24 protein-coding genes are annotated in these 26,377 nt (G+C 53.8%); 11 read left to right on the top strand and 13 right to left on the bottom strand.

All coding sequences use genetic code 11. The annotated features are described in order from the left end of the window. Nucleotides 1-152 precede the first annotated feature (152 nt). The 5 genes from pstS to phoU all read left to right on the top strand — a co-directional run bounded on the left by pstS (nt 153) and on the right by phoU (nt 4,778). Entirely contained in the window at nt 153-1,193 is a 1,041-nt protein-coding gene (gene pstS, locus ACLJPE_RS22070) for a phosphate ABC transporter substrate-binding protein PstS (protein WP_000867132.1), read from the top strand. A gap of 135 nt (nt 1,194-1,328) precedes the next feature. Continuing rightward, nucleotides 1,329-2,288, top strand: a complete 960-nt coding sequence (gene pstC / locus ACLJPE_RS22075) for a phosphate ABC transporter permease PstC (protein WP_000741630.1) — start codon at nt 1,329-1,331, stop codon at nt 2,286-2,288. After that, nucleotides 2,288-3,178: a phosphate ABC transporter permease PstA gene (gene pstA, locus ACLJPE_RS22080; RefSeq protein ID WP_000212197.1), complete on the top strand. Its 891-nt coding sequence runs from the start codon at nt 2,288-2,290 to the stop codon at nt 3,176-3,178. Before pstC ends, pstA begins: the two co-directional genes overlap by 1 nt. Before the next feature lie 86 nt (nt 3,179-3,264). Next, complete coding sequence (pstB, locus tag ACLJPE_RS22085; protein WP_000063118.1) at nt 3,265-4,038, top strand: phosphate ABC transporter ATP-binding protein PstB; 774 nt, start codon at nt 3,265-3,267, stop codon at nt 4,036-4,038. 14 nt (nt 4,039-4,052) lie between these two features. After that, nucleotides 4,053-4,778 carry a phosphate signaling complex protein PhoU gene (gene phoU, locus ACLJPE_RS22090; RefSeq protein ID WP_000377800.1) on the top strand — a complete coding sequence of 242 codons (726 nt, stop codon included), beginning with the start codon at nt 4,053-4,055 and terminating at the stop codon, nt 4,776-4,778. 94 nt (nt 4,779-4,872) lie between these two features. Here phoU and yieH read toward each other — a convergent pair whose 3' ends face one another. Further along, nucleotides 4,873-5,538: a 6-phosphogluconate phosphatase gene (yieH, locus tag ACLJPE_RS22095; protein ID WP_000078081.1), complete on the bottom strand. Its 666-nt coding sequence runs from the start codon at nt 5,536-5,538 to the stop codon at nt 4,873-4,875. A 168-nt stretch (nt 5,539-5,706) separates the two neighbouring features. On the opposite strand from yieH, the gene adeP reads away from it, so the two are divergent. Next, the gene (gene adeP / locus ACLJPE_RS22100) at nt 5,707-7,044 is read left to right on the top strand and encodes an adenine permease AdeP (RefSeq protein ID WP_001519317.1); all 1,338 of its coding nucleotides are present in this window, start codon (nt 5,707-5,709) and stop codon (nt 7,042-7,044) included. 44 nt (nt 7,045-7,088) lie between these two features. Here adeP and ACLJPE_RS22105 read toward each other — a convergent pair whose 3' ends face one another. From ACLJPE_RS22105 to rpmH, 9 genes are all read right to left on the bottom strand, one after another. After that, nucleotides 7,089-7,673 carry an NADPH-dependent FMN reductase gene (locus tag ACLJPE_RS22105; protein ID WP_001608976.1) on the bottom strand — a complete coding sequence of 195 codons (585 nt, stop codon included), beginning with the start codon at nt 7,671-7,673 and terminating at the stop codon, nt 7,089-7,091. After that, a complete protein-coding gene (locus ACLJPE_RS22110; protein WP_000190678.1) occupies nt 7,673-8,428 on the bottom strand; it encodes a 4'-phosphopantetheinyl transferase family protein in 756 nt (251 codons plus the stop codon). Before ACLJPE_RS22110 ends, ACLJPE_RS22105 begins: the two co-directional genes overlap by 1 nt. Nucleotides 8,429-8,585: 157 nt before the next feature. Then, nucleotides 8,586-9,545 (bottom strand): HTH-type transcriptional regulator YidZ, encoded by a 960-nt coding sequence (gene yidZ / locus ACLJPE_RS22115; protein ID WP_000749365.1) that lies wholly within the window; start codon nt 9,543-9,545, stop codon nt 8,586-8,588. After that, on the bottom strand, nt 9,514-10,701 hold the full coding sequence (locus ACLJPE_RS22120; protein ID WP_039514679.1) for an MFS transporter: 1,188 nt from the start codon (nt 10,699-10,701) through the stop codon (nt 9,514-9,516). The genes yidZ and ACLJPE_RS22120 overlap by 32 nt, the downstream gene beginning before the upstream one ends. Nucleotides 10,702-10,883: 182 nt before the next feature. After that, on the bottom strand, nt 10,884-12,248 hold the full coding sequence (mnmE, locus tag ACLJPE_RS22125) for a tRNA uridine-5-carboxymethylaminomethyl(34) synthesis GTPase MnmE (protein ID WP_000019081.1): 1,365 nt from the start codon (nt 12,246-12,248) through the stop codon (nt 10,884-10,886). A 141-nt stretch (nt 12,249-12,389) separates the two neighbouring features. Continuing rightward, on the bottom strand, nt 12,390-14,036 hold the full coding sequence (gene yidC / locus ACLJPE_RS22130; protein WP_023136900.1) for a membrane protein insertase YidC: 1,647 nt from the start codon (nt 14,034-14,036) through the stop codon (nt 12,390-12,392). 2 nt (nt 14,037-14,038) lie between these two features. Beyond that, a complete protein-coding gene (gene yidD, locus ACLJPE_RS22135; RefSeq protein WP_001307474.1) occupies nt 14,039-14,296 on the bottom strand; it encodes a membrane protein insertion efficiency factor YidD in 258 nt (85 codons plus the stop codon). Next, a complete protein-coding gene (gene rnpA / locus ACLJPE_RS22140; RefSeq protein WP_000239725.1) occupies nt 14,260-14,619 on the bottom strand; it encodes a ribonuclease P protein component in 360 nt (119 codons plus the stop codon). The genes yidD and rnpA overlap by 37 nt, the downstream gene beginning before the upstream one ends. Nucleotides 14,620-14,635: 16 nt before the next feature. Beyond that, nucleotides 14,636-14,776, bottom strand: coding sequence for a 50S ribosomal protein L34 (rpmH, locus tag ACLJPE_RS22145; RefSeq protein ID WP_000831330.1), 141 nt, complete (start codon nt 14,774-14,776; stop codon nt 14,636-14,638). A gap of 660 nt (nt 14,777-15,436) precedes the next feature. On the opposite strand from rpmH, the gene dnaA reads away from it, so the two are divergent. From dnaA to gyrB, 4 genes are all read left to right on the top strand, one after another. Then, complete coding sequence (dnaA, locus tag ACLJPE_RS22150; protein WP_000059093.1) at nt 15,437-16,837, top strand: chromosomal replication initiator protein DnaA; 1,401 nt, start codon at nt 15,437-15,439, stop codon at nt 16,835-16,837. Between the two features lie 4 nt (nt 16,838-16,841). Further along, nucleotides 16,842-17,942 (top strand): DNA polymerase III subunit beta, encoded by a 1,101-nt coding sequence (gene dnaN / locus ACLJPE_RS22155; RefSeq protein WP_000673474.1) that lies wholly within the window; start codon nt 16,842-16,844, stop codon nt 17,940-17,942. Nucleotides 17,943-18,139: 197 nt separating this feature from the next. Next, on the top strand, nt 18,140-19,213 hold the full coding sequence (gene recF / locus ACLJPE_RS22160; RefSeq protein WP_000059373.1) for a DNA replication/repair protein RecF: 1,074 nt from the start codon (nt 18,140-18,142) through the stop codon (nt 19,211-19,213). Between the two features lie 28 nt (nt 19,214-19,241). After that, a complete protein-coding gene (gyrB, locus tag ACLJPE_RS22165) occupies nt 19,242-21,656 on the top strand; it encodes a DNA topoisomerase (ATP-hydrolyzing) subunit B (protein ID WP_000072047.1) in 2,415 nt (804 codons plus the stop codon). Nucleotides 21,657-21,674: 18 nt separating this feature from the next. Here the strand turns inward: gyrB and ACLJPE_RS22170 are convergent, their stop codons facing one another. The 3 genes from ACLJPE_RS22170 to ACLJPE_RS22180 form a co-directional block, all read right to left on the bottom strand. Next, nucleotides 21,675-22,571: a LysR family transcriptional regulator gene (locus ACLJPE_RS22170; protein WP_023233452.1), complete on the bottom strand. Its 897-nt coding sequence runs from the start codon at nt 22,569-22,571 to the stop codon at nt 21,675-21,677. Between the two features lie 114 nt (nt 22,572-22,685). Further along, nucleotides 22,686-23,879 carry a mandelate racemase/muconate lactonizing enzyme family protein gene (locus ACLJPE_RS22175; protein ID WP_000975837.1) on the bottom strand — a complete coding sequence of 398 codons (1,194 nt, stop codon included), beginning with the start codon at nt 23,877-23,879 and terminating at the stop codon, nt 22,686-22,688. Nucleotides 23,880-23,892: 13 nt separating this feature from the next. Beyond that, complete coding sequence (locus ACLJPE_RS22180; RefSeq protein ID WP_017442054.1) at nt 23,893-25,155, bottom strand: MFS transporter; 1,263 nt, start codon at nt 25,153-25,155, stop codon at nt 23,893-23,895. 304 nt (nt 25,156-25,459) lie between these two features. On the opposite strand from ACLJPE_RS22180, the gene yidA reads away from it, so the two are divergent. Further along, nucleotides 25,460-26,305: a sugar-phosphatase gene (gene yidA, locus ACLJPE_RS22185; RefSeq protein WP_000985570.1), complete on the top strand. Its 846-nt coding sequence runs from the start codon at nt 25,460-25,462 to the stop codon at nt 26,303-26,305. The last annotated feature ends 72 nt before the right edge of the window (nt 26,306-26,377 follow it).

Here is a 26,377-nt window from a genome sequence, read left to right on the forward strand (position 1 = left end):
GCAGGCTGGTCTGGTGTCTCCCCGGGCCAGCTTTTTTATTTCCATTGTCATCAAACCGTCATAATCAAGACATATAACTGTCATCAATTTGTCCTATTTTGCTCATCGTAGCAACTCAAACAATGATTTACCGAAACCGTGCAGGAGACATTATGAAAGTTATGCGTACCACTGTCGCAACTGTTGTCGCCGCGACCTTATCGATGAGCGCGTTCTCTGCCTTTGCAGCAGCAAGCCTGACAGGTGCCGGTGCAACGTTTCCTGCACCGGTGTATGCCAAATGGGCGGATACCTACCAGAAAGAAACCGGTAACAAAGTCAATTACCAGGGGATAGGCTCTTCCGGCGGCGTGAAACAAATCACCGCGAATACCGTTGATTTTGGCGCTTCCGATGCGCCGCTGTCTGACGAAAAACTGAATCAGGAAGGCCTGTTCCAGTTTCCGACTGTGATCGGCGGCGTGGTGCTGGCGGTGAATATTCCAGGCCTCAAATCCGGCGAACTGGTGCTGGATGGTAAAACGCTGGGTGACATCTACCTCGGTAAAATCAAGAAGTGGGATGATGAAGCCATCACCAAATTGAACCCAGGCGTGAAGCTGCCTTCTCAGAATATCGCTGTGGTGCGTCGCGCTGACGGTTCCGGTACCTCCTTCGTGTTCACCAGTTACCTGGCGAAAGTCAACGAAGAGTGGAAATCCAAAATTGGTGCGGGCTCTACCGTAAACTGGCCGACTGGTCTGGGCGGTAAAGGTAACGACGGTATCGCGGCATTTGTACAGCGTCTGCCAGGCGCTATTGGCTACGTTGAGTATGCGTATGCCAAGCAGAACAACCTGGCCTACACCAAACTGGTTTCTGCCGACGGCAAACCGGTAAGCCCGACGGAAGAGAGCTTCTCTAATGCGGCGAAAGGCGCAGACTGGAGCAAAACCTTCGCGCAGGATCTGACCAACCAGAAAGGTGACGATGTGTGGCCAATCACCTCCACCACCTTTATCCTGGTCCACAAAGCGCAGAAGAAACCTGAGCAGGGTGCTGAAGTGTTGAAGTTCTTCGACTGGGCCTACAAAAATGGCGCTAAGCAGGCGAATGATCTGGACTACGCCAGCCTGCCGGATAACGTTGTTGAGCAGGTTCGTACCGCCTGGAAGACCAGTATAAAAGACAGCAACGGTAAGGCGCTGTATTAATTAACGAATTGGCGGATGGCGCTACGCTTATCCGCCCTACGGTTTCGACCGCAGGCCCACGTTGTAGGCCGGATAAGCGTAGCGCCATCCGGCAGGGGCAACGTCGTAAAACGCGTTTAATGGAAAGAGTAATTTATGGCTGCAACCAAGCCTGCTTTTAACCCGCCGGGTAAAAAAGGCGACATGATTTTCAGCGCGCTGGTAAAACTGGCTGCGCTGATTGTGCTATTGATGTTGGGCGGTATTATCGTCTCATTGATCATCTCCTCCTGGCCAAGTATTCAGAAATTTGGTTTCTCATTTCTTTGGACTAAGGAATGGGACGCGCCAAACGATATCTACGGCGCTCTGGTGCCCATTTATGGCACGCTGGTGACCTCCTTTATCGCACTGCTGATCGCCGTTCCGGTCAGTTTCGGCATTGCCCTGTTTTTAACCGAGCTGGCGCCAGGCTGGCTAAAGCGTCCGCTCGGCATCGCCATTGAACTGCTGGCGGCAATTCCCAGTATCGTGTACGGCATGTGGGGGCTGTTTATCTTCGCGCCGCTGTTTGCGACGTACTTCCAGGAGCCGGTCGGCAATATTCTTTCCAACATTCCGTTTGTCGGCGCGCTGTTCTCCGGCCCGGCGTTTGGTATCGGCATTCTGGCGGCGGGCGTCATCCTCGCCATCATGATCATCCCCTACATTGCGGCGGTTATGCGCGACGTCTTCGAGCAAACGCCGGTAATGATGAAAGAGTCCGCTTACGGTATAGGCTGTACTACCTGGGAAGTTATCTGGCGCATCGTGCTACCGTTCACCAAAAATGGCGTGATCGGCGGCATTATGCTGGGGCTGGGCCGTGCTCTGGGTGAAACGATGGCGGTCACTTTTATCATCGGCAACACCTACCAGCTCGACAGCGCGTCGCTGTATATGCCGGGCAACAGCATCACTTCCGCGCTGGCGAACGAATTCGCTGAGGCGGAATCGGGTCTGCACGTGGCAGCGTTGATGGAACTGGGGCTGATTCTGTTTGTGATCACCTTTATCGTCCTGGCGGCGTCTAAGTTCATGATTATGCGTCTGGCGAAGAACGAGGGAGCACGTTAATGGCTACGCTTGATATGCAGAACACCGCGCAGCTCGCGGAATCCCGTCGCAAGATGCAGGCGCGTCGCCGCATGAAGAACCGTATCGCACTAACGCTCTCAATGGCGACGATGGCATTTGGCCTGTTCTGGCTGATCTGGATTTTGATGTCCACCATCACGCGCGGCATTGATGGTATGTCGCTGGCGCTGTTTACCGAAATGACGCCGCCGCCGAACACGGCGGGCGGCGGGCTGGCGAACGCCCTGGCAGGGAGTGGATTATTGATTCTCTGGGCTACCGTATTGGGTACGCCGCTGGGGATTATGGCCGGGATCTATCTGGCGGAATATGGCCGTAAATCCTGGCTGGCGGAAATCATTCGCTTTATTAACGACATTCTGCTTTCCGCGCCGTCAATTGTTGTGGGGCTGTTTGTTTACACCATCGTGGTGGCGCAGATGCAGCACTTCTCCGGTTGGGCAGGGGTGATTGCGCTGGCGCTGTTGCAGGTACCGATCGTTATCCGTACCACTGAAAACATGCTCAAGCTGGTGCCGGATAGCCTGCGTGAAGCCGCCTACGCGCTGGGTACGCCGAAGTGGAAGATGATCTCCGCGATTACGCTGAAAGCCTCTATCTCCGGCATTATGACCGGTATTCTGCTGGCCATTGCCCGTATCGCCGGGGAAACGGCGCCATTGTTGTTTACCGCGCTCTCGAACCAGTTCTGGAGCACCGACATGATGCAGCCGATCGCCAACCTGCCGGTGACCATCTTTAAATTCGCGATGAGCCCGTTTGCCGAATGGCAACAATTAGCCTGGGCGGGCGTGCTGATTATTACCCTGTGCGTACTGCTGCTGAATATTCTGGCGCGTGTTGTTTTCGCGAAGAAAAAACACGGTTAAAGACATTGTAGGCCTGATAAGCGTAGCGCCATCAGGCATTATTTTACGGCGTGGCGGATGCGGCGCTGGATGAGGAAAAGAGTGAAATGAGTATGGTTGAAACTGCCCCGAGTAAGATTCAGGTTCGTGATTTGAACTTCTACTACGGCAAATTCCATGCCCTGAAGAACATTAATCTGGATATCGCGAAGAATCAGGTAACGGCATTTATCGGGCCATCCGGCTGCGGTAAATCAACGCTACTGCGTACCTTCAATAAAATGTATTCGCTTTATCCGGAGCAGCGCGCGGAAGGTGAAATTCTGCTGGATGGCGACAATATTCTCACCAACACCCAGGATATCGCGCTGCTGCGCGCAAAAGTGGGGATGGTATTCCAGAAGCCGACGCCGTTCCCGATGTCCATCTATGACAATATCGCCTTTGGCGTGCGTCTGTTTGAGAAGCTGTCTCGCGCCGATATGGACGAACGCGTGCAGTGGGCCTTGACCAAGGCCGCATTATGGAACGAAACCAAAGATAAACTGCACCAGAGCGGGTACTCTCTCTCCGGTGGTCAGCAGCAGCGCCTGTGCATTGCGCGCGGTATCGCCATTCGCCCGGAAGTGCTGCTGCTGGATGAGCCATGTTCAGCTCTGGACCCGATCTCTACCGGGCGGATTGAAGAGCTGATCACCGAGCTGAAACAGGATTACACCGTGGTGATCGTGACCCACAACATGCAGCAGGCGGCACGTTGTTCCGATCATACGGCGTTTATGTACCTGGGCGAGTTGATTGAGTTCAGCAACACGGACGATCTGTTCACCAAGCCCGCGAAGAAACAAACAGAAGACTATATCACCGGTCGTTACGGTTAATTCAGGAGTGCGTAATGGACAGTCTGAACCTTAATAAACATATTTCCGGCCAGTTCAATGCCGAACTGGAAAGCATCCGCACTCAGGTAATGACCATGGGCGGCATGGTGGAGCAGCAGCTTTCTGACGCTATCACCGCCATGCACAACCAGGACAGCGAGCTGGCGAAGCGCGTGGTAGAAGGCGATCATCAGGTTAATATGATGGAAGTCGCCATCGATGAAGCCTGTGTGCGTATTATCGCCAAGCGCCAGCCGACGGCGAGCGATCTGCGTCTGGTAATGGCGATTATCAAAACCATCGCCGAACTGGAGCGCATTGGCGACGTGGCGGATAAAATCTGCCGTACCGCGCTGGAGAAATTCTCCCAGCAGCACCAGCCGCTGCTGGTCAGCCTGGAGTCGCTGGGTCGCCACACCGTGCAGATGCTGCACGACGTGCTGGATGCGTTCGCGCGGATGGATCTCGACGAAGCGGTGCGTATCTACCGTGAAGACAAGAAAGTTGACCAGGAATATGAAGGCATCGTGCGTCAGCTGATGACCTACATGATGGAAGACTCGCGCACCATTCCCAGCGTGCTGACCGCGTTATTCTGCGCGCGCTCTATCGAGCGTATCGGTGACCGTTGCCAGAATATTTGCGAATACATCTTCTACTTCGTGAAGGGGCAGGATTTCCGTCACGTGGGCGGAGATGAGCTGGATAAGCTGCTGGCGGGGAAAGATCCGAAAGAGTAAATCTCATTCTTTTGCCCGGTGGCGCTGCGCTTACCGGGCCTACAGGTACAGATGCTGTAGGCCGGATAAGCGTCAGCGCCATCCGGCATTTCAGTTAACGCGTAATCTCCCACCCGCGCGCTTTCCACAATCCCGGCAACTGCGCCAAATCGGTAAACGTCGTCACGTTAGGGTGATCGATCGGCTTGTTATGCGGATCGGCGCAGAAATAAAACACTTCCATTCCCGCTGCAATTCCTGACTGCGCGCCTGCGCTGGAATCATCCACCAGAATACACTTCTCAACATTGACCTTCATGGCGTTCGCCGCATGGAGCATCAGCGCCGGATCGGGCTTCCAGCGTTGAATATCGTAACCGCTAAACAGCAAATCGGGAAAATGATGCAACATGCCCAGTTTACCCAGCGAATGCTGCATCTTACTGACCGGCCCGTTGGATACCACGCACATCGGCGTCTTAATGCTCTCCAGCAGGGTATTTGCGCCCGCGATCGCTTCCAGTTCGGTATCGAACAGGCGCGCAACCTCGGCGCGATACACGGGTTCCAGCTCCGCCTTTGCCAGCGCAACGCCATGCTCTTTACTGATGGTATCGATAATTTCGTAGAGCTTTACGCCTTTAAAGCGTCTGAATACTTCCGTGAGCTCAAGCGTAATGCCGAACTGCCGGAACATAGTGACATAGGCGCGCGAGCAAATCACTTCACTGTCGACCAGCGTGCCGTCACAGTCAAAAAACACCGCTTCGATTTGGGACATGTCATTTCCATTTTAACAAGTTTAACGTTTACGTAATGCTGAATGAGGGGACGCAATCGTTGCCGTACTAACAAATTGAGTGAAAAAAATTACCACACAACTGCGCCAGGTGTCGCATTTTGGTATAGGATAACGGCGAATTTTCCCTCCTTTCTCCGGAAATTGATAATGAGTCAACAACACACCACCCAGGCTTCTGGTCAGGGTATGCTGGAACGCGTGTTTAAACTGCGCGAACATGGCACGACGGCACGAACCGAAGTGATCGCCGGTTTTACCACTTTCCTGACGATGGTTTATATCGTTTTTGTTAACCCGCAAATTCTGGGCGTAGCTGGCATGGATACCAGCGCCGTCTTTGTGACCACCTGTCTGATTGCGGCCTTTGGCAGTATTCTGATGGGCCTGTTCGCTAACCTGCCGGTGGCGCTGGCGCCCGCGATGGGGCTGAATGCGTTCTTTGCCTTCGTGGTTGTGCAGGCAATGGGACTGCCGTGGCAGGTAGGCATGGGCGCCATTTTCTGGGGCGCTGTTGGTCTTTTATTGCTGACTATCTTCCGCGTGCGTTACTGGATGATCGCCAACATTCCGGTCAGCCTGCGCGTGGGCATCACCAGCGGCATCGGCCTGTTTATCGGCATGATGGGGCTAAAAAACGCCGGCGTGATTGTCGCCAATCCAGAAACGCTGGTCAGCATCGGCAACCTGACCTCGCACAGCGTGCTGCTGGGGGTTCTCGGATTCTTTATTATTGCGATTCTCGCTTCGCGCAACATTCATGCGGCGGTGCTGGTGTCCATCATCGTCACGACGCTGCTTGGCTGGATGATGGGCGATGTGCACTACAACGGCATTGTCTCCGCGCCGCCAAGCGTCACCAGCGTGGTCGGGCATGTCGATTTGGCAGGCTCGTTCAATCTTGGCCTGGCGGGGGTTATTTTCTCCTTCATGCTGGTAAACCTGTTTGACTCCTCCGGTACGCTGATTGGCGTGACCGATAAAGCCGGCCTGGCGGATGAGAAAGGCAAATTCCCGCGCATGAAGCAGGCGCTGTTTGTTGATAGTATCTCTTCCGTCACTGGCGCATTTGTCGGAACCTCTTCTGTGACCGCTTATATTGAATCGTCTTCCGGCGTTTCGGTGGGCGGTCGCACCGGTTTGACGGCAGTAGTGGTCGGTATTTTGTTCCTGCTGGTTATCTTCCTGTCGCCGCTGGCGGGCATGGTGCCGCCTTACGCGGCGGCGGGCGCGCTGATTTACGTCGGCGTGCTGATGACCTCCAGCCTGGCGCGGGTAAACTGGCAGGATTTAACCGAATCGGTCCCGGCGTTTATTACGGCGGTAATGATGCCGTTTAGCTTCTCGATCACCGAAGGTATCGCGCTGGGCTTTATCTCTTACTGCGTGATGAAGATTGGTACCGGTCGCCTGCGCGACCTTAGCCCGTGCGTAGTGATTGTCGCGCTGTTATTCGTGCTGAAGATTGTGTTTATTGACGCACACTGATGAAATGAACCCTCGCCCCATCGGGGGGAGGGTTTTTAACGAACTTACGCTTTAACGCGCTGAATATACTCGCCAAATGCGGTCAACTGACCGGTCAAATGATCTAACGTTCCCTGCTCAATCACTTCGCCCAGTTGCGGGTCGACTTTATTCTGAATCACGCCGCCCATAAATTCCGGTTTATTCATCACCATCGCATCAAGGAACACCAGAATCTGGCGCAGATGATACTGGCAGCGCGCGCCGCCAATCGCCCCCATTGAACTGGTCTGGATAAGAACGGGTTTACCCGCCAGCGGCTGCTCAGGCAGACGGGATAGCCAGTCGATGGCATTCTTCAGGCCGCCGGGAACGGAATAGTTATATTCCGGCGTCACAATGACGACGCCGTCGGCGTTGCGAATCTGCTCCGCCAGCGCCTCTACGCTGGCTGGAAATCCCTCTTCCTGCTGGATATCGGCGTCATACAGCGGAATATCCCCGATCGAAGGCAGCGGCGATACCGTCATTCCTGCCGGCGCGACTTTAGGCAGCGTACGCGCCACCATCCCGTTAAAGGAACCTTTGCGTAAACTTCCCAGCAATGTAACCACATTCAGCGTTTCAGACATACGTGCCCCTTTTTTCATTATGAACGATTAAGCGTATACGATTTGGCGGCGGGGAGTTGGGCGAATCGCATCAGACGACCGGTTGGCTCATTGGCGCGCGTCTGGATATCGGGCAGGCTTTTCCAGCCCAGTTTGCCATCGAACTCCCACACTTTTAATTTTTCTATCGCTGGCGTAACGGTTACGGACCATACCAGCACATCTTCCGCATCGCATACGGCTTCAAGCTGTGTGACATGCGCGCACTTCAGGCGTCCGGCAACGGGTAAAAGTTGCAGCTCCCGCGGATCGTCATTCATGACATCGCCGGTGAGTTTTAACACGCTCTGGCGCAATGTGATGAGTTGCGCTCGCGCTTCGTTGGGATCGTTTTGATTGGCTACCCATAAGTTTTCATTACGGGAGAAAGGGTGGCGTTCGAGCGAATGCGGATGGTGAAAGCCGCGGGAGGTGCGCTGTAATTCCATATCCAGCCCGCACTCTCCTTCGGTGGTCAACGCCACGCCAACCATATTTCCGGCGTAGGAGATAGAAAAACCTGGCAGATTTTTGTCACGAAACGCGGGTTTACCTTTCGCCTGAATAATGATTTCCGGCAGCTCGCTAATTCCGTACAGCATAAACATCAGTTCGGCAAGAAGGCCTCTGGAGGCGAGAAAACGCGTTCGTCGGTGAGCAGGCAGGTTTCTGGCTTCAATATGGCAAGACGAAGAGAGACGAATTGAAACCAACTGTCCCTCCGTAAGTATCCCTCTGGCAAAGTGAGTCGCCATTTTTCGCTCCGTGATTAATGGGCCGTGATAATGACGAGAGTAACATTAACGTAAATTATGGACAGGTTTTACGCGCTAAAAATTCAATTTCAGAACGTTCTTTAATCAGACGGTGACATTTCTGGTAAGAGGAAGGTTAATTTATCAACGCAGGTGGTCAGATAAGGCGACGGCAGAGCGTGTTGATAGCCTGTCGTAGCCACACAATCTTGGGATTATGACTATTACGTTTGTGCCATAATAGGGTAAACGGCACCATCAGCTTTTCCCGCTGTTGCGCATCAAAAGGCAGGGGGCGCGCCACTAACGGTAGCTGGTGGAGCTGATTGTAGTGCTGGCAATAGCGCGGCGCGGTTGCTATCAGGGTGTGATCCGGCTGGGCGGCCATAAAGAGCGACTGCTCGAACCCCGGCAGGCTCAACGCGATATGACGTTTGCGTCCCATTTCTTGCAGGACATCATCCAGCGCCCAGGTATCGCTTTGCTCCCAGCAAATACTGATATGCGGGTAGCGCAGAAATGTGTCCAGATCCCACGCTTCGCGCAGCGCCGGATGATCTTCCCGCAGCCAGACCCACGGCAAATCGCTAAACAACACCTCAAAATCAATCGCGAGCGGCAACAGACTGAGCAATTCTCGCGAGCGGGGATGGCTTTCGCGTCCGGTAAATCCGATATCGACTTCCCCACGCGTAATCGCCTCCAGCGAGTCATAATCCCAGTTGCGAACCTTAATGGTAGCCTGCGGATAGCGCTGATAAATCTGCTGCGACAGTGAATTAAACATAATCATCATCAGCGGCGACTCTGCCGCCAACTCAAATTTTAAACCGCGCGGCGTTTGATGATGCGGCTTATCAAGCAGTTGGTTCCCCATCTGCATCCAGTCCGCCAGACTTTGCTCCATACTGACCATCAGCGGCGTCGGCGCCAGGCCCAGCGGCGTATTGACGAACAGCGGATCGTCAAACCATGCCCGGAGTTTCGCCAGCGATTTGCTGACCGCAGAGGGCGTTACGTTCATCCGTTTTGCAGCTTTAGTGACGCTGCGCTCCTGCATGAGTAACTGTAGGCATAACAGCAGATTAAGATCGAGATTGGTAAGGGATTTCTTCATGCTCGGCTACGGACCTGTTGGGCGTGACGGAGAAGATCAGCAGAATACTCACTATGCTACAACCAATCAGAATCCCGATCAGCATATTCATCGCGCTGATACCGAGTATTGCCGCCAGCCAAATCCACAGTGATGAACCGCAAACCTGCGCGATACCCAGCGTGGAACTGGCCACTCCGGCGCGCAGCGAAAACGGCCCCAGCGCCTGGCTCATCGCGACGCCAAAACCAACCGAGAATCCGGCGCAGATAAGCGTCAGGCCAAAGAGCGTGACGGTATTGGTATTAGCAAGGCTTAACGTCACGCCAGCCGTCAAAAACAGCCCCTGTGAGACGAGCATTAAGGTTCGCGGCTTAAATAACCCAAGCGCAAAAGGGGTAGAAAAAGAGACGACCATGCTGACGCCTGCGGTGAGCGCCATGGTAATGGCATAGTCGCCACGGCTAAATCCCATCACCTCCATCAGCAGCACTGGAGAGGCATTGACGAAGGTCAGGATCACCGACACGCTAAGGGTGGTGATCGCCAGTCGACTGACGAAAAAACGGTTAACCAGCGACTCGGCGGCGGGCGACGATCGTGATAAATCGCGTGGAGCCAGCCTTGCCGGGCGCGTCTCGCGCAGGATAAACAGTGATAACAGGCCCACAATAATGCCCATCGCGGACATCGTATAGAACAGACTTTGCCAGGGGAAACGAAGCATAATCAAATGCCCCATCACCGGGGCGAGTACCGGCACAATACAGGTAATCCCATTCAATAATGACAGCACTTTCGCCCGACGATGCTCGTCGAGCGTGTCGCGCAGAATGGCGAACGCCACCACATAGCAGCCGCCTGCTCCTACCCCCTGAAGAAAACGCCCACTCAGAAATAGCGAGCCTTCCGACGCCCGTGAACAAAGCAGTGAGGCTATCATAAAGACGAGCGCGCCGACGATCGCGACCGGCTTGCGGCCTGACTGGTCGGCTATCTTCCCGGCAAACAGCATGGCCGTCGCCATTCCGGCCAGGTAAACGGAGAAGGCGATATGCAACTGCGCCTCGCTGGCGTTCAGATCGGCGGCTATACGCGGTAAACCGACCAGATACATATCAATACCGGCAGGATAGAGTAAAACCAGGGCAAAACTACACAGTAGAAAACGTTTCATAGCGGCCTCACGAAAAGTGTGGCGCTAAGAATACGGGGCGACGTTGCGCGAGACGAGTTGCCATTTGGACAACAGTGATTTCCGCATGGGAAATCACTGCTGCCGGATGGCAGCATAAACGCCTTATCCGGCTTACGGGGTTTGTAGGCCCGGTAAGCATCGCGCCACCGGGCAACATAACGTTATTTGCCGATACAGAAGCTGGAGAAAATCCGTCCCAGCAGGTCGTCGGAGGTAAACTCGCCGGTAATCTCGCTTAAGCTTTGCTGCGCCAGGCGCAACTCTTCCGCCAGCAGTTCCCCCGCCCACGCGCCTAATAGCTGTGCTTTGCCCTGCTCAAGATGTTCAGCGGCTTCCGCCAGCGCCTGCAGGTGACGGCGGCGGGCCAGGAAGCCGCCTTCCATATTGGTATCAAAACCCATGCTCTGCTTGAGGTGGTTACGCAGCACGTCGACGCCTTCGCCGGTACGCGCCGAGAGGCGAACCAGTGAGTGACCATTTACTTCACTAATACCCAGCGTTTCGCCGGTGATATCCGCCTTGTTACGTACCACGGTAATCGGTAGATTTTTGGGCAGACGGGCGATAAAGTCCGGCCAGATGTCGGCAGGGTCAACGGCGTCCGTCGTGGTGCCATCCACCATAAACAGCACGCGATCGGCCTGTTCAATCTCCTGCCAGGCACGTTCGATGCCGATACGCTCAACTTCGTCGCTGGCGTCGCGCAGTCCGGCGGTATCGATGATATGCAGCGGCATCCCGTCGATGTGAATATGCTCGCGCAACACGTCGCGCGTGGTACCGGCGATATCGGTGACAATGGCCGCTTCACGGCCTGCCAGCGCATTCAGCAGGCTGGATTTCCCGGCATTCGGGCGTCCGGCAATCACTACCTTCATCCCTTCGCGCAGCAGGCTGCCCTGGCGCGCTTCGGTGCGCACGGCGTCAAGATCGGCGATGACGCCATTGAGCTGCGCTTCGATTTTGCCGTCAGAGAGAAAGTCGATCTCCTCATCCGGAAAATCAATAGCCGCTTCGACGTAGATTCGCAGGTGAGTAAGTGCTTCCACAAGGTGGTTAACGCGGGCGGAAAATGCCCCCTGTAACGAGTTTAGCGCCGAACGCGCCGCCTGTTCGGAACTGGCATCGATCAGGTCGGCAATGGCTTCTGCCTGGGCTAAATCGAGCTTATCGTTGAGGAACGCTCGCTCGGAGAACTCGCCCGGTCGGGCAATGCGCACGCCTGGAAGCGTCAGGATACGTTTTAACAGCAGGTCCAGGATCACCGGACCGCCGTGCCCTTGTAGCTCCAGCACATCTTCACCGGTGAAGGAGTTTGGGCCGGGGAACCACAGCGCAATACCCTGATCCAGCGCGCTGCCGTCAACGTCTTTAAACGGCAGGTAGTCGGCATAGCGCGGCTTCGGCAGCTTGCCCAGCACCTCTTGCGCAACGTCGCGCGCCTTCAGACCAGAGATACGCAGGATACCCACGCCACCGCGTCCCGGTGGGGTTGCCTGGGCGACGATAGTGTCGTTATGGCTCATGGTTAGTCTCAACTTTGTTGCAATAAAAAAAGGCGGTCATATGACCGCCTTTTGATTGTAGGCCTGATAAGCGTTAGCGCCATCAGGCTGACCGGCGCGCCTTGCCGGATGGCGGCTTCGCCTTATCCGGCCTACACCGAATCAGGATTTTTTCTTCTCGCGGCTATGCAGGCCACGCTTCTCCAGACCACGGTAAATCAGCTGCTGCTGAATGATGGTGACCAGGTTGCTGACGATATAGTACAGCACCAGACCTGACGGGAACCACAGGAAGAACACCGTAAAGATGACCGGCATAAAGGTCATGATCTTCTGCTGCATCGGGTCGGTCACGGTGGTCGGCGACATCTTCTGAATGAAGAACATCGTTACGCCCATCAGGATCGGCAGAATGTAGTACGGGTCCTGTGCGGACAGGTCATGAATCCACAGCGCGAACGGCGCATGACGCAGTTCAATGGAACCCATCAGCATGTAGTACAACGCCAGGAAGATAGGCATCTGGATGATCAGCGGGAAGCAGCCGCCCAGTGGGTTAACCTTCTCCGCTTTGTACAGGGCCATCATCTCCTGGCTTTGGCGCTGTTTATCATCGCCAAGACGTTCGCGCATCGCCTGAATTTTCGGCTGCAGCATACGCATCTTCGCCATTGATGTGTACTGCGCTTTGGTCAGCGGGTACATGATACCGCGAACGATAAAGGTAATGATGATAATGGAGAAGCCCCAGTTGCCCACAAAGCTGTGGATCCACTTCAGCAACTTGAACAGTGGCTGAGAGATGAACCACAACCAGCCGTAGTCCACGGTCAAATCCAGGTGCGGTGCAACAGCCGCCATTTTATCCTGAATTTCCGGGCCGACCCACAGGGTGCTGGTCATCGCGCCAGTCTGGCCTGGCTGTACCAGTACCGGCTGCGCTTTATAGCCGATAGCGACAATGCCGTTACCCAGATTGGCGGTGTAGAAATTGTTGGTGCCGTCGTTACGCGGAATCCATGCGGTAGCGAAATACTGCTGCAACATTGCCACCCAACCGCCTTTGGAGCTGACGTTGAGGTTTTCGTTATCGGCAATAGTGTCGAATTTGTATTTCTCATACTTCTCATCCGGCGTGGAGTACGCTGCGCCGCGGAACGTATGCAGCGCAAAGTTGCTGCTGCCGGTGTCGCGATGAGGAGGCAGGTTGACGGATTGTTTTAACTGACCAAAGGTGGAAACTTCCAGCGGTTTTTCGCCGATGTTCTGCACGCTATAGTTCACGTTAACCGCATAATCGCCACGCTTAAAGACAAACGTTTTGGTAAACGTGTTGCCTGCGGCGTCAGTATAAGTCATCGGAACCTGCAGTTCGTTCTGACCGTCGGCCAGTACAAACGCCTCTTTCTCGACGTTGTACAGCGGACGCGGGCCGTTCGCCGGGTTATCCGGGCCGTCGCGGCCTGTCAGGCCGCTTTGCGCCTGATAGATAAACTGCGGGGTGGTTTCCAGCAGCTGGAACGGTTCGTTGGAACCCAGTTCTTTCGGGTAAGCCGGGAGCAAGGCCTGCTCGACATCACCACCACGGGTGTTGATAGTCAAATCAAGCACATCGGTTTTCACCGTAATCATTTTCCCCTGGCCACTGGCTGGTACGCCCTGGTCGGCGGCGCTACCCGCTGCGGTGGTCGTTGTCTGCGTGGTCTGTTGAGTCTGAGGTTGCGGATTTTTATCCTGCTCCCAGGCTTGCCAGATCATGAAAGACACGAACAGCAAAGCGATGACTAAAAGATTGCGTTGCGAATCCATCGTTAGTGTTCTCTGGTATCAAATGGTCCGGGCGGGACGGGATCGTCACCACCAGGGTGTAAAGGGTGGCATTTTAATACGCGTTTCACCGTCAACCAACTGCCTTTTATCACTCCAAACCTGCGCAATGCCTCAATTCCGTAGCTTGAGCACGTTGGCGTGAAACGACAATGCGGCCCAAGCAGCGGACTGATCAGGCGTTGATAGACCCGAATAAGGGCTATCAGGACCCGCGAGCCAGGCGACAGTGGCGGCGCCATAATTTTTCCAACGCTTCCGAGAGAGCACGGTTATCGAGGTCGGCAACCCCTTTTTTCGCCACCACCACGAAATCCATTGCAGGAAGTTCATGCTGGCGCAGACGGAAGCTTTCACGCGTCAGACGTTTAATCCGGTTGCGTTCATGCGCACGTCGAACGTTTTTCTTGGCGACGGTAAGACCGATACGGGGATGCCCCAGCGAATTCAGGCGGCCGAGGATGGTGATTTGCGGCGTGCCAGCCCGTTGAGGTTGCTGGAAGACGAATGTGAAATGAGCGGGAGTTAACAAACGTAACTCCCTGGGAAATGCGAGCTTAACCACTCAGGGGTTAGCTTTATTACTTGGAAACGGTCAGACGAGCGCGGCCTTTAGCACGACGACGTGCCAGAACCTGACGACCATTTTTAGTAGCCATACGAGCACGGAAGCCGTGAGAACGGTTGCGCTTCAGTACAGACGGTTGAAAAGTGCGTTTCATGGCGATTTCTACCTAAACTTGAATAAATTCACTGACTTTTGCGTATACCCGAACAAACTTTGAACGACTTACGCCACAGTGTGGGTGATTAAAGAGGCCGGATTGTAATAATTGTACACTCCGGAGTCAATTCTCTTTCCTTATTTTCCCGCGATTTTCCACGCCTTTTTGTGCGGAAAATAAGCAGCGTTGACGCCATATGACGGGCATTGCGCGACGGGTGGAGAATTATACGGACTGCCAGGTAAAGCGCAAGGATCGCCCTGGATCTTTATGCGATCTTTTAGGCGTCTGCTCACCTTTACCTATTAATTTTTTCAATATGCGCGCGAAAGCGTACAGGAGTTCCCCAGGATCGATTACACTTATCTTTTCCTGGAAAGTCCTGTGGATAAATCGGGAAGAATCTGTGAGAAACAGAAGATCTCTTGCTCAGTTTAGGCTATGATCCGCGGTCCTGATCGTTTCAAACGATCCTGGTCAGGCATGAACACGAAATCTTTCAGACTGCGTGAAGTCGCGATCGTTTGAAAGATCCGTGAAAACCGCAGACAGCGGTTCGTGCGTCACCCTTCATGCAGGGTCTTATCGACGTGCGCCAACAATCATTAATGTATCAGCCTTTGTCATTTATCGACTTTTGTTCGAGTGGAGTCCGCCGTGTCACTTTCGCTTTGGCAGCAGTGTCTTGCCCGATTGCAGGATGAGTTACCAGCCACAGAATTCAGTATGTGGATACGCCCGTTGCAGGCGGAACTGAGCGATAACACGCTGGCTTTGTATGCGCCAAACCGTTTTGTGCTCGATTGGGTAAGAGATAAGTACCTCAACAATATCAATGGATTACTCAACACATTCTGCGGCGCGGATGCCCCACAACTGCGTTTTGAAGTGGGAACAAAGCCCGTTACGCAAACGCTAAAAACGCCTGTGCATAACGTTGTCGCGCCTGCGCAGACAACGACGGCGCAGCCGCAGCGCGTAGCGCCTGCGGCCCGTTCGGGCTGGGACAACGTACCAGCGCCGGCGGAGCCGACCTACCGCTCCAACGTCAATGTTAAACATACATTTGATAACTTCGTCGAAGGTAAATCCAACCAACTGGCGCGCGCGGCGGCACGTCAGGTGGCGGATAATCCTGGCGGCGCCTATAACCCGTTATTCCTCTATGGCGGCACCGGTCTGGGTAAAACTCACCTGCTGCACGCGGTGGGTAACGGCATTATGGCGCGCAAACCCAATGCGAAAGTCGTGTATATGCACTCCGAGCGCTTTGTGCAGGACATGGTAAAAGCCCTGCAAAATAACGCCATCGAAGAGTTTAAACGCTACTACCGCTCCGTTGACGCATTGCTGATCGACGATATTCAATTCTTCGCCAATAAAGAACGATCCCAGGAAGAGTTTTTCCATACCTTTAACGCTCTGCTGGAAGGCAATCAGCAGATCATTTTGACGTCGGATCGCTATCCGAAAGAGATCAACGGCGTTGAGGATCGTCTCAAGTCCCGCTTTGGTTGGGGGCTAACAGTGGCGATCGAACCGCCAGAACTGGAAACCCGCGTGGCGATCCTGATGAAAAAAGCGGACGAAAATGATATTCGTCTGCCAGGCGAGGTAGCGTTCTTTATCGCCAAGCGTCTACGCTCTAACGTACGTGAACTGGAAGGCGCGCTGAACCGGGTAATCGCCAATGCCAACTTTACCGGCCGGGCGATTACTATCGACTTTGTGCGCGAAGCGCTGCGCGATTTACTGGCGTTGCAGGAAAAACTGGTCACCATCGACAATATTCAGAAGACGGTGGCGGAGTATTACAAAATCAAAATTGCGGATCTGCTTTCTAAGCGTCGATCTCGCTCGGTAGCACGTCCGCGCCAGATGGCTATGGCGCTGGCAAAAGAGCTCACCAACCACAGTCTGCCGGAAATCGGCGATGCGTTTGGCGGGCGCGACCACACTACCGTACTTCATGCCTGTCGTAAAATTGAGCAACTGCGTGAAGAAAGCCACGATATCAAAGAAGATTTTTCGAATTTAATCAGAACACTATCGTCGTGATCCTATGAAATTTACCGTTGAACGTGAACATTTATTAAAACCGCTTCAGCAGGTCAGCGGCCCGCTGGGTGGTCGTCCTACGCTGCCGATTCTCGGTAACCTGCTCCTCCAGGTAGCGGACGGTACGCTTTCTCTGACCGGCACCGATCTTGAAATGGAGATGGTCGCGCGCGTTACGCTTTCTCAGCCGCATGAGCCAGGCGCCACTACCGTGCCGGCGCGGAAATTCTTTGATATCTGCCGCGGCCTGCCGGAGGGCGCGGAGATTGCCGTTCAGTTGGAAGGCGATCGGATGCTGGTGCGTTCTGGCCGTAGCCGCTTCTCGCTGTCTACACTGCCTGCCGCCGATTTCCCGAATCTTGACGACTGGCAAAGCGAAGTTGAATTTACGCTGCCGCAGGCCACGATGAAGCGCCTGATTGAAGCGACCCAGTTTTCGATGGCCCATCAGGATGTGCGCTACTACTTAAACGGTATGCTGTTTGAAACGGAAGGTAGCGAACTGCGCACTGTCGCGACCGACGGCCACCGTCTGGCGGTGTGCTCAATGCCGCTGGAAGCGTCTTTACCCAGCCACTCGGTGATTGTGCCGCGTAAAGGCGTGATTGAACTGATGCGTATGCTCGACGGCGGCGAAAACCCGCTGCGCGTGCAGATTGGCAGTAATAATATCCGCGCGCACGTCGGCGACTTTATCTTTACCTCGAAGCTGGTGGATGGTCGCTTCCCGGATTACCGTCGCGTTCTGCCGAAGAATCCGGATAAACATCTGGAAGCGGGCTGCGATATCCTCAAGCAGGCGTTTGCCCGCGCGGCAATCCTCTCGAATGAGAAATTCCGCGGCGTGCGTCTGTACGTCAGTGAGAATCAGCTCAAAATCACCGCCAATAACCCGGAGCAGGAAGAAGCGGAAGAGATTCTGGACGTGAGCTACGGCGGGACGGAGATGGAAATCGGCTTTAACGTCAGTTACGTGCTGGACGTGCTCAATGCGCTGAAGTGCGAAACCGTGCGCATTATGCTGACGGATTCCGTATCCAGCGTACAGATTGAGGATGCGGCGTCACAGTCGGCTGCCTATGTTGTTATGCCAATGCGCTTGTAAAGAATATCGGGCTATCTTACTTGTTATTCTGGCTCCGGGCAGTGCTCGCACAAAATACGAAGTATTTTGGACGTCTTATGGACGGCCCGAAGGGCGAGCGCAGCGAGCAATCCTCACGTACTCCAGTACGCTCCGGTTGCTGTGCGCTGGCCGTAACCAGACTAACTGCGCCGATAACGCCCTGGTTATGAGTTGATATGTCGCTATCCAGACTGCTAATCAAAGACTTCCGCAACATAGAAAATGCGGATCTCGCTTTATCCCCCGGCTTTAACTTCCTGGTTGGCGCCAACGGCAGCGGCAAAACCAGCGTGCTGGAAGCTATCTATACGCTTGGCCACGGTCGGGCGTTTCGCAGTTTGCAGCCTGGCCGCGTGATTCGTCATGAGCAGGAAGCGTTTGTTCTCCACGGGCGATTACAGGGCGAAGAGCGTGAGACGTCGATTGGCTTAACTAAAGATAAGCAGGGCGACAGCAAAGTCCGTATCGATGGTACCGACGGTCACAAGATCGCGGAGCTGGCGCATTTAATGCCGATGCAGTTGATTACGCCGGAGGGGTTTACTTTACTCAACGGCGGCCCCAAATACAGAAGAGCGTTCCTTGACTGGGGATGCTTTCACAACGAAGCCGGATTCTTCACCGCCTGGAGCAACCTGAAACGATTGCTGAAACAGCGTAATGCTGCGCTGCGCCAGGTGAGTCGTTATGAGCAATTGCGCCCGTGGGATAAGGAGCTGATTCCGCTGGCGGAACAAATTAGTACCTGGCGGGCGGAGTACAGTAGCGCTATCGCACAGGACATGGCGGATACCTGTCAGCAGTTTTTACCTGAATTTTCCCTGACGTTCTCTTTCCAGCGCGGCTGGGAGAAAGAGACAGACTATGCGGACGTGCTGGAGCGAAGCTTTGAGCGTGACCGTATGTTGACCTACACCGCGCACGGGCCGCATAAAGCGGACTTTCGCATTCGCGCTGACGGCGCGCCGGTGGAAGATACCCTGTCGCGCGGGCAGCTAAAGTTATTGATGTGCGCCTTACGTCTGGCGCAGGGCGAGTTCCTCACCCGCGAAAGCGGGCGGCGCTGCCTGTACCTGATAGATGATTTTGCCTCTGAACTTGACGATGCGCGTCGCGGACTGCTGGCCAGCCGCTTAAAAGCCACGCAATCGCAGGTCTTTGTCAGCGCAATTAGCGCTGAACACGTTATAGACATGTCGGATGAAAATTCGAAGATGTTTACCGTGGAAAAGGGTAAAATAACGGATTAACCCAAGATTAAATGAGCGAGAAACGTTGATGTCGAATTCTTATGACTCCTCCAGTATCAAAGTCCTGAAAGGGCTGGATGCGGTGCGTAAGCGCCCGGGTATGTATATCGGCGACACGGATGACGGCACCGGTCTGCACCACATGGTATTCGAGGTGGTAGATAACGCTATCGACGAAGCGCTCGCAGGTCACTGTAAAGATATCGTCGTGACTATTCACGCCGATAACTCCGTGTCCGTAACGGATGATGGCCGTGGCATTCCGACCGGGATTCACCCGGAAGAAGGCGTCTCGGCGGCGGAAGTGATCATGACCGTTCTGCACGCGGGCGGTAAATTTGACGATAACTCCTATAAAGTCTCCGGCGGTCTGCACGGCGTGGGCGTCTCGGTAGTCAACGCTCTGTCGCAAAAACTGGAACTGGTTATCCAGCGAGATGGCAAAATTCACCGTCAGATCTACGAGCACGGCGTGCCGCAGGCACCCCTGGCCGTCACTGGCGATACCGATAAAACCGGCACGATGGTACGTTTCTGGCCGAGCCACGAAACCTTCACCAACGTCACTGAATTTGAATATGAGATCCTGGCGAAACGCCTGCGTGAACTGTCATTCCTGAACTCAGGCGTCTCCATCCGCCTGCGCGACAAGCGCGATGGCAAAGAAGATCATTTCCACTACGAAGGCGGCATCAAGGCGTTTGTTGAATATCTGAACAAGAATAAAACGCCGATCCACCCGAATATCTTCTACTTCTCCACCGAAAAAGACGGTATCGGCGTGGAAGTAGCGCTGCAGTGGAACGATGGTTTCCAGGAAAATATCTACTGCTTTACCAACAACATTCCGCAGCGCGACGGCGGTACTCACCTGGCAGGCTTCCGTGCGGCGATGACCCGCACGCTGAACGCCTACATGGACAAAGAAGGCTACAGCAAAAAAGCTAAAGTCAGCGCCACCGGCGATGATGCCCGTGAAGGTCTGATTGCGGTGGTTTCCGTAAAAGTGCCGGACCCGAAATTCTCCTCACAGACCAAAGATAAGCTGGTCTCTTCCGAGGTGAAATCGGCGGTAGAACAGCAGATGAACGAATTGCTGAGCGAATACCTGCTGGAAAACCCATCTGACGCGAAAATTGTCGTCGGCAAAATTATCGATGCCGCGCGTGCGCGTGAAGCGGCGCGTCGCGCCCGTGAAATGACCCGTCGTAAAGGCGCGCTCGATTTAGCCGGTCTGCCGGGCAAACTGGCGGACTGCCAGGAACGCGACCCGGCGCTGTCCGAACTGTACCTGGTGGAAGGGGACTCCGCGGGCGGCTCTGCGAAGCAGGGGCGTAACCGCAAGAACCAGGCGATTCTGCCGCTGAAGGGTAAAATCCTTAACGTCGAGAAAGCGCGCTTCGACAAGATGCTCTCCTCTCAGGAAGTGGCGACGCTGATTACCGCGCTGGGCTGCGGTATCGGTCGTGACGAGTACAACCCGGACAAGCTGCGCTATCACAGCATCATCATCATGACCGATGCGGACGTCGACGGCTCGCACATCCGTACGCTGCTGTTGACCTTCTTCTATCGTCAGATGCCGGAAATCGTTGAACGCGGCCACGTCTACATTGCGCAGCCGCCGCTGTACAAAGTGAAGAAAGGCAAGCAGGAACAGTACATTAAAGACGACGAAGCGATGGATCAGTACCAGATTTCCATCGCGCTTGACGGTGCGACTCTGCACGCGAACGCTCATGCGCCGGCGCTATCCGGCGAAGCGTTAGAAAAACTGGTCTCTGAATATAACGCCACGCAGAAAATGATTGGTCGTATGGAGCGTCGCTTCCCGAAAGCGCTGCTCAAAGAGCTGGTGTATCAGCCAACTCTGACCGAAGCCGATCTTTCTGATGAGCAGACTGTAACGCGCTGGGTGAATGCGCTGATTACCGAGCTGAACGAGAAAGAGCAGCACGGCAGCCAGTGGAAGTTCGATGTTCATACTAATACGGAACAGAATCTGTTCGAGCCGATTGTTCGCGTGCGTACGCATGGCGTGGATACCGATTATCCGTTGGATCACGAGTTTGTGACCGGCGCGGAATATCGTCGTATCTGCACGCTGGGCGAGAAGCTGCGCGGTCTGATTGAAGAGGATGCGTTTATTGAACGCGGCGAGCGTCGCCAGCCGGTAACCAGCTTCGAGCAGGCGCTGGAGTGGCTGGTGAAAGAATCACGTCGCGGTCTGGCTATCCAGCGTTATAAAGGTCTGGGTGAAATGAACCCGGATCAGCTGTGGGAAACCACCATGGACCCGGAAAGCCGCCGTATGCTGCGTGTGACCGTCAAAGATGCGATTGCTGCCGACCAGCTGTTCACCACGCTGATGGGTGATGCCGTTGAGCCGCGTCGTGCCTTTATCGAAGAGAACGCCCTGAAAGCGGCGAATATCGATATTTAACCTGCCTTAATCCCCGGCCTACCGCTGGTTGGCCGGGGCATCATGATGTTCATCGACATAGCTGAATAAAAAATCTCTAAAGCGCTGCGTGGCGGGCGTTTGTGCGCGCCACGCATGGTAATACACGTTCATATTGCGCCGCAGCGGCGGCGTGAGCGAACAGGTCGCTAATTGGTAGCTTTTGGCGTAATGGCGGGAAAAGGTTCCGGCGATCACCACGCCTTCACACTGCGCCGCCAGCGACATGGCGGTCGCCATATGTTCCACCGTCATTTTGGGCTTAATGCGCACGCCAGCGGTCGCGGAGATCATCGGAACGGATTCGTTGCCGACAGCAATCAGCTCTTCACTCTGAATCTCTTCCCAGCGTACCGCTTTTTTATGCAGCCGATAGTCCGGATGGCAGTACAGGGCGATTTCCGTTGTGAACAGCGTTTGTTTATCGATTTCCGGTTCCAGCGGTCGCTCAGGGCCGATACCAAAATCGGCTTCTCCCAACATAATGCTTTTTTGTAATTGCGACATGGGCTTATCAATAAGCTGTACGTGGGTATGCGGATGCTGCCGCTTAAAGGCATGGATGATTTGCGGCAGAAAAGCACAGGCTATTAATGGTGCGCCAACAACCCGCACCAGGGATTTTTTGATCTCTTTCAGGTCGCGGGCATAATTTTCGGCTCGTTGAAACTCTTCAACAACCCGCATGGCGGCGGGTAAAAACTTTTCGCCGTCGGGCGATAGCTTCACCACGCGCGAAGTGCGGTCGAAAAGGGAAACCTCCATCTGGCTTTCCATTTCGTTGATTAAACCGCTAACGGCGCCCTGCGTGATGCACAGATATTTGCTGGCGGCGGTAAAACTACGCAAATCCGCGACGGCCAGAAACGCGCGAAATTGCCGGATAGTTAAATTCATTTGCCACCTGTCTTACCCCTTTACAGAGAGGATTTTATCTCAGGCTGGATAAGGTCGTGTTGATACGACTCGCAAATACAGGGGGTCTGCCTGCGGCGCAGGCAGACAGTTGGCTTATTTTACGGTGATGGTTGGTGATTTTTTCATGGTTTCCTCGGTCAGCTCCTGGCCGATACCAGGAAGCTCCGGGACTTCGTACATGCCGTTCTTGGGTAGATAGTTGTATTTACAGGTCTGTGTATTCGGTTCCAGCAGCGCATACCGGTGCAGTTCGTGGATGACGAAGTTGGGGATTGCGGTTTCCATATGCAGCGCCACCGCTGTGGAAATCGGCCCGCCGCAAACGTGGATTTGCACCGTTTTGTCGTAAACGTGCGCCATATCGCAGATTTTCTTCACTTCGGTAATGCCGCCGCAGGTGCAGATATCGGGCTGAATAACGCTCAGGCTGCCGTTTTCCAGGAAAGGACGGTATCCCCAGCGCCAGTAAATGCGTTCGCCAGCCGCCAGTGGAATATTAACTTTATCAGCTACTTGTTTCATTTGTCCGGGGTTTAACGGCATGACTGGTTCTTCGTAGTAGAAAATACCCAGTTCTTCTATCATGCGACCAAACTGAATTGCGGATGTAGTATCCGTAAAGGCGTGCATTTCGGCGATGATATCCACGTCCGGGCCGACCGCATCACGAATGGCGGCCATACGGTCGTAGCCCAGACGCAGGATTTTATCGGTGAGAGGCCCGTTGAGGTTTTGCTGGTTCCAGTTGCCGTGGCGATCCATTGCGACGGTATCCACTTTTATTGCGTCATAGCCTTCGCTGACGGCGGTCAGCGCCGCCTGTGCATACTGCTCCGGCTCGGTCAGCATATCTTTATCGCTGCCGTCCCCCCAACCAAACTGTAGCTGACTGGCGTAGGTTCTGATTTTCTCGCGGCTTTTGCCGCCAAGCATTTTATACAGCGGTACGCCCCACGCTTTGCCTTTGATATCCCACAGCGCGATATCGATGCCGCTCATCGCCGCGGAAAAAATGCCGCCGCCGCCCTGCCCCCAGAAGGTTTTTTTGAGCATCTTTTCCCAGATAGCTTCGTTATTCATCGGGTCCATGCCGATGATAATGGCGGCTAAATCTTTTGCCATGCCGATGCCCGCAGAGGCGCCGACGCCGTAAGCCAGCCCGACTTCGCCAAAACCGGAAATGCCTTCGTCGGTATTAATTTTTACCACCACCGGACGCCATTTGCTGGTGGCGGACGCAAAATCGTTCGCCACATCAATAATATCAACGCTGGTAATTTTCATCATTTACTCCTCGTAATTAATATTTTTTAATCGTTAAGATTAATGCCGATACCACGGCGATAGCGCTGATAAAAACCAGGCATAGTAAGCCGCCGGTATAAGTTCCAGTGATAGAAATAAATAAGCCGATAAATACGGGAGATAATGAAGAGAGTCCATTGGCGACGCCGTTCATTACGCCGCTGGCGGCGGAAATAGATTTTCCGGGTATCATTCCCTGTAATAACGTCCAGGCAACGGGCGTACCCATCGTACAGAAAGCAACAGCAAAGGAGAGGAGTACCGCTGACATATATTTATGTTCGGTTATGGTACCGAAATAGATACTGACGCCAGCGAAAAACATTAATACCATTAATATGGGGGCGCTGCGTCCTATTTTATCGACGAAGATCCCCGCAGCGGCTTTAGAAAATATTGACAGGACAAAGGGAAGCGACGCCAGCCAGCCCATTTCCGCCCAGCTAAATCCTCTGGCTGATTTAAGATAGGTCGGCAGCCAGGTAATCATCCCCCAGTACAGGCATTGCAGGCACAGGTACCACAGCACCAGCAACCAGTAGCAATAGTTGGTGATCACCGGTTTGACCCGCAACATAAAACTTTCGCTGTTGCCTGCGCTTTCCGTTTCCTGTCCGGCTTTGATATAAGCCAGTTCCTGTTCGCTGATACTTTTATGTTGTTCTGGTTTATCAGCAACATATCGCCAGAGTAGCCAGAGTGGGATTAACCCGAGAGCGGCGCATAAAAAGAAGTTGGAACGCCAGCCGTGGGTGCCTATCCACCAGGTGAAAAAAGGCATCGCAATGGCGGGTGCCACCGACTGGCCGACGATCCACGCCGCGTTTGCTCTGCCGCGCTCCTGCTTCGGGAACCAGTTTTTAATAAATACGCTTTGCAGCGGATAATAAAAACCCTCCCCAACGCCCAGTAATATACGGCAAATAATAATTAGAGCGAATGATGTTGCTACGCCGCCAATCATTAAAGCGATAGTCCAGATCAGAATACAAAGCATCATTGCTTTTCTGGGGCCGAGATAATCGCCAAGCGGTGATAATACAACGTTAGCGATACCATAAGCGGCCAGAAAGACGGTCATCATCATGCCGATTTGCAATGGCATACCTTCAATACCCATATAGGCTAAGAAGGGTTCATTCGCGGCTAATACCGAAACATTAACGCGATCGAGATAAGCAATAAATATTCCAATAAACAGACAGGCAACGATTAAAAATCTTTTCCTGGTTGGGGGGGCGGTAAGGGCCATCGACATTAGCGATCTCCTTCTCATCGGATAAGGTTGTTTTAAAATATAAGTTTTTGTTGATTTTTACTGATTAAGAGCCAATCCCATTAGGCTCTAAGTGATGATGTCCAAAGTAGCAATACACATTCTTTTAGAAAAACGGTATTTTCTGTTTGATTAATGAGGTTATCTAATACATCAGGAGGGAGAATACGGCCTGAAAAGGGGAATCCCGTTTGTGAATCTTATCCCCCTTTCTCTCGGATTCTTTACTGTTTTTTGAGCGGAATCGCGTTAGCATGAGTCAGGACTCATTTAATGCGGGGATTTCATGGCTATTAAACTCATTGCTATCGACATGGATGGCACCCTTCTGCTGCCCGATCACACCATTTCTCCGGCGGTTAAAAACGCGATTGCCGCTGCGCGTGAAAAAGGGGTAAACGTGGTGCTGACCACAGGCCGTCCGTATGCGGGTGTGCACAGTTACCTGAAAGAACTTCACATGGAACAGCCCGGTGATTATTGCATCACCTATAACGGGGCGCTGGTGCAGAAAGCAGGGGACGGCAGTACGGTTGCGCAAACGGCGCTCAGCTATGATGACTACCGTTACCTGGAAAAACTGTCCCGTGAGGTGGGTTCTCACTTCCACGCATTAGACCGAAATACGCTTTATACCGCTAACCGCGATATCAGCTACTACACGGTGCATGAGTCGTATGTGGCGACCATTCCGCTGGTATTTTGTGAAGCGGAGAAGATGGACCCGAACACCCAGTTCCTGAAAGTTATGATGATCGATGAGCCTGCCGTTCTCGACCGGGCGATTGCGCGTATACCGGCAGAGGTGAAGGAAAAGTATACCGTGCTGAAAAGCGCGCCGTACTTCCTTGAAATCCTCGATAAACGGGTTAATAAAGGCACCGGCGTAAAATCACTGGCCGAGGCGCTGGGTATTAAGCCAGAGGAGGTGATGGCGATTGGCGATCAAGAAAACGACATTGCGATGATCGAATACGCCGGCATGGGCGTGGCAATGGACAACGCCATTCCGTCGGTCAAAGAGGTGGCTAACTTTGTGACTAAATCGAACCTTGAAGATGGTGTTGCCTGGGCGATTGAAAAATTTGTGCTGAACCCCGATCACTCATCCGGCCATTTCCCCGCCCGATAAGGCATAGTCGCCATCGGGCAAATACGCGCTTAACGACCCGCACTTGCTGCGGGTTTTTTTATGTCTTTCGTT

The sequence above is a fragment of the Salmonella sp. SAL04196 genome (assembly GCF_046550835.1).
Taxonomy (GTDB): Bacteria; Pseudomonadota; Gammaproteobacteria; order Enterobacterales; family Enterobacteriaceae; genus Salmonella; species Salmonella enterica.

Coding starts and splice junctions, on each gene's coding strand:
- pstA (WP_000212197.1), top strand. CDS start 2,288: ATGGCTACGCTTGATATGCAGAACACCGCGCAGCTCGCGGAATCCCGT.
- ACLJPE_RS22120 (WP_039514679.1), bottom strand. CDS start 10,701: ATGAAACGTTTTCTACTGTGTAGTTTTGCCCTGGTTTTACTCTATCCT.
- ACLJPE_RS22170 (WP_023233452.1), bottom strand. CDS start 22,571: ATGAATTTAACTATCCGGCAATTTCGCGCGTTTCTGGCCGTCGCGGAT.
- ACLJPE_RS22175 (WP_000975837.1), bottom strand. CDS start 23,879: ATGATGAAAATTACCAGCGTTGATATTATTGATGTGGCGAACGATTTT.
- ACLJPE_RS22180 (WP_017442054.1), bottom strand. CDS start 25,155: ATGTCGATGGCCCTTACCGCCCCCCCAACCAGGAAAAGATTTTTAATC.
- yidA (WP_000985570.1), top strand. CDS start 25,460: ATGGCTATTAAACTCATTGCTATCGACATGGATGGCACCCTTCTGCTG.
- ACLJPE_RS22110 (WP_000190678.1), bottom strand. CDS start 8,428: ATGGCGACTCACTTTGCCAGAGGGATACTTACGGAGGGACAGTTGGTT.
- pstB (WP_000063118.1), top strand. CDS start 3,265: ATGAGTATGGTTGAAACTGCCCCGAGTAAGATTCAGGTTCGTGATTTG.
- recF (WP_000059373.1), top strand. CDS start 18,140: ATGTCGCTATCCAGACTGCTAATCAAAGACTTCCGCAACATAGAAAAT.
- mnmE (WP_000019081.1), bottom strand. CDS start 12,248: ATGAGCCATAACGACACTATCGTCGCCCAGGCAACCCCACCGGGACGC.
- adeP (WP_001519317.1), top strand. CDS start 5,707: ATGAGTCAACAACACACCACCCAGGCTTCTGGTCAGGGTATGCTGGAA.
- pstC (WP_000741630.1), top strand. CDS start 1,329: ATGGCTGCAACCAAGCCTGCTTTTAACCCGCCGGGTAAAAAAGGCGAC.
- yidC (WP_023136900.1), bottom strand. CDS start 14,036: ATGGATTCGCAACGCAATCTTTTAGTCATCGCTTTGCTGTTCGTGTCT.
- yidZ (WP_000749365.1), bottom strand. CDS start 9,545: ATGAAGAAATCCCTTACCAATCTCGATCTTAATCTGCTGTTATGCCTA.
- pstS (WP_000867132.1), top strand. CDS start 153: ATGAAAGTTATGCGTACCACTGTCGCAACTGTTGTCGCCGCGACCTTA.
- ACLJPE_RS22105 (WP_001608976.1), bottom strand. CDS start 7,673: ATGAAAAAAGGGGCACGTATGTCTGAAACGCTGAATGTGGTTACATTG.
- dnaN (WP_000673474.1), top strand. CDS start 16,842: ATGAAATTTACCGTTGAACGTGAACATTTATTAAAACCGCTTCAGCAG.
- yidD (WP_001307474.1), bottom strand. CDS start 14,296: ATGGCGCCGCCACTGTCGCCTGGCTCGCGGGTCCTGATAGCCCTTATT.
- rpmH (WP_000831330.1), bottom strand. CDS start 14,776: ATGAAACGCACTTTTCAACCGTCTGTACTGAAGCGCAACCGTTCTCAC.
- phoU (WP_000377800.1), top strand. CDS start 4,053: ATGGACAGTCTGAACCTTAATAAACATATTTCCGGCCAGTTCAATGCC.
- yieH (WP_000078081.1), bottom strand. CDS start 5,538: ATGTCCCAAATCGAAGCGGTGTTTTTTGACTGTGACGGCACGCTGGTC.
- gyrB (WP_000072047.1), top strand. CDS start 19,242: ATGTCGAATTCTTATGACTCCTCCAGTATCAAAGTCCTGAAAGGGCTG.